The sequence below is a fragment of the Martinezella sp. CNPSo 3959 genome (assembly GCF_057784355.1).
Window position 1 is genome coordinate 1 of the sequence record NZ_JBXSOV010000026.1, and the last position, 2500, is coordinate 2500.

Annotated in this window: 1 tRNA gene and 2 rRNA genes (1 of these 3 cut by a window edge); all 3 read right to left on the minus strand. The window is 54.4% G+C overall.

The window, feature by feature from the left end:
* Nucleotides 1-2: 2 nt before the first annotated feature.
* Nucleotides 3-79 (minus strand) — tRNA-Met (locus AC13RE_RS28285).
* A gap of 247 nt (nucleotides 80-326) precedes the next feature.
* Nucleotides 327-441 (minus strand): 5S ribosomal RNA (gene rrf / locus AC13RE_RS28290).
* A 224-nt stretch (nucleotides 442-665) separates the two neighbouring features.
* Nucleotides 666-2500: ribosomal RNA gene (locus tag AC13RE_RS28295) — 23S ribosomal RNA — on the minus strand; it runs 1070 nt beyond the window's last position.

Sequence of the window (2500 nt, forward strand, 5' to 3'; positions counted from 1 at the left end):
ATTGGTTGCGGGGGCAGGATTTGAACCTGCGGCCTTCAGGTTATGAGCCTGACGAGCTACCGGGCTGCTCCACCCCGCGCCATCGACGCAAATCGCGGAGCGATTTGTCGTCTTATCCAGCGTAAACCCTTCGGGTTTATCGCGTCACCAGCGCAAACCCTTTGGGTTTGTCGCGCCCATGGCATCCTATTTCGGGTGCGTAGGGGTAATTTCTTGCTTCCTAGAAGCGGCAAAGGCCGCTTTGGTAGCGGCCTATTGTAACACGGCTAGGCCGTTTTTCAGAGTGTGATGAGAAGATTTCTATTAAACAAAGTTGCGATTAGCAGACCTGGCAGCGACCTACTCTCCCGCGTCTTAAGACGAAGTACCATGGGCGCAGGGGCGTTTCACGGCCGTGTTCGGAAAGGGAACGGGTGCAGCCACCCCGCCATAACCACCAGGTCGGCAAAGCGCAACTTCGGGCTAAACCGCGCCAGCGGTTTATGCCCTTTGAGAAGCTGGTGAAGTTTTCACTTCGTTTTGTCTATTTGAACACGTCGCTGGATGCGTTTCCGGACGAAGTCCGCAAGCGCAGAGCGCGCCGTCCGCAGCGTAGCGATCGAAGATCGCGACAGCGTGAGGACAAAAAGCTCGTCGAATTTATTCGATGAGCACTGGCAATGGGAACGATCAAGCCAATCGAGCTATTAGTACCGGTAAGCTTCATGCGTTGCCGCACTTCCACACCCGGCCTATCAACGTGGTCGTCTTCCACGGCTCTGATAGGGAACACTCGTTTCCAGGTTGGTTTCCCGCTTAGATGCCTTCAGCGGTTATCCATTCCATATATAGCTACCCTGCTATGCCCTTGGCAGGACAACAGGTCCACCAGAGATATGTCCATCCCGGTCCTCTCGTACTAGGGACAGATCCTGTCAATATTCCTACACCCACGGCAGATAGGGACCGAACTGTCTCACGACGTTCTGAACCCAGCTCACGTACCGCTTTAATTGGCGAACAGCCAAACCCTTGGGACCTGCTCCAGCCCCAGGATGCGATGAGCCGACATCGAGGTGCCAAACAACCCCGTCGATATGGACTCTTGGGGGTCATCAGCCTGTTATCCCCGGCGTACCTTTTATCCGTTGAGCGATGGCCCTTCCACACGGGACCACCGGATCACTATGACCGACTTTCGTCTCTGCTCGACTTGTCAGTCTCGCAGTCAGGCGGGCTTATGCCATTGCACTCGACGACCGATTTCCGACCGGTCTGAGCCCACCATCGCGCGCCTCCGTTACTCTTTCGGAGGCGACCGCCCCAGTCAAACTACCCACCATACACTGTCCCGGATCCGGATAACGGACCGCGGTTAGACATCCATGACGATAAGGGTGGTATTTCAAGGATGGCTCCACAAGAACTGGCGTCCCTGCTTCAAAGCCTACCACCTATCCTACACATGCCGACACGAATGCCAGTGTAAAGCTATAGTAAAGGTGCACGGGGTCTTTCCGTCTGACCGCAGGAACCCCGCATCTTCACGGGGAATTCAATTTCACTGAGTCTATGTTGGAGACAGCGGGGAAGTCGTTACGCCATTCGTGCAGGTCGGAACTTACCCGACAAGGAATTTCGCTACCTTAGGACCGTTATAGTTACGGCCGCCGTTTACTGGGGCTTCGATTCAGAGCTTGCACCCCTCCTCTTAACCTTCCAGCACCGGGCAGGCGTCAGACCCTATACGTCGTCTTGCGACTTCGCAGAGCCCTGTGTTTTTGGTAAACAGTCGCTACCCCCTGGTCTGTGCCACCCTCACATACTTGCGTACATAAGGGTCACGCTTCTTCCGAAGTTACGCGTGCAATTTGCCGAGTTCCTTCAACATAGTTCTCTCAAGCGCCTTGGTATACTCTACCTGACCACCTGTGTCGGTTTCGGGTACGGTCTATACGGTGGAGCTATTTCCTGGAACCGCGTCCCCGCCCACACAATCCAATAAGTGTGAACAAGTTAAGCAATCCGTCACTACCACCAGGCCCACGAATATTAACGTGGTTCCCATCGACTACGCGTGTCCGCCTCGTCTTAGGGGCCGGCTAACCCTGCTCAGATTAACTTTAAGCAGGAACCCTTGGTCTTTCGGCGAGAGGGTCTCTCACCCTCTTTATCGTTACTCATGTCAACATTCGCACTTCCGATACCTCCAGGACCCCTCACGGGTATCCCTTCATCAGCTTACGGAACGCTCCGCTACCACTCCTCAAAGAGGAATCCTCAGCTTCGGTGCATGGCTTCAGCCCCGTTACATTTTCGGCGCAAAGACCCTTGACTAGACCAGTGAGCTGTTACGCTTTCTTTAAATGATGGCTGCTTCTAAGCCAACATCCTGGTTGTTTTGGGATCCTCACATCCTTTCCCACTTAGCCATGACTTGGGGACCTTAGCTGGAGGTTAGGGTTGTTGCCCTTTTCACGACGGACGTTAGCACCCGCCGTGTGTCTGCCTGATAGTACTC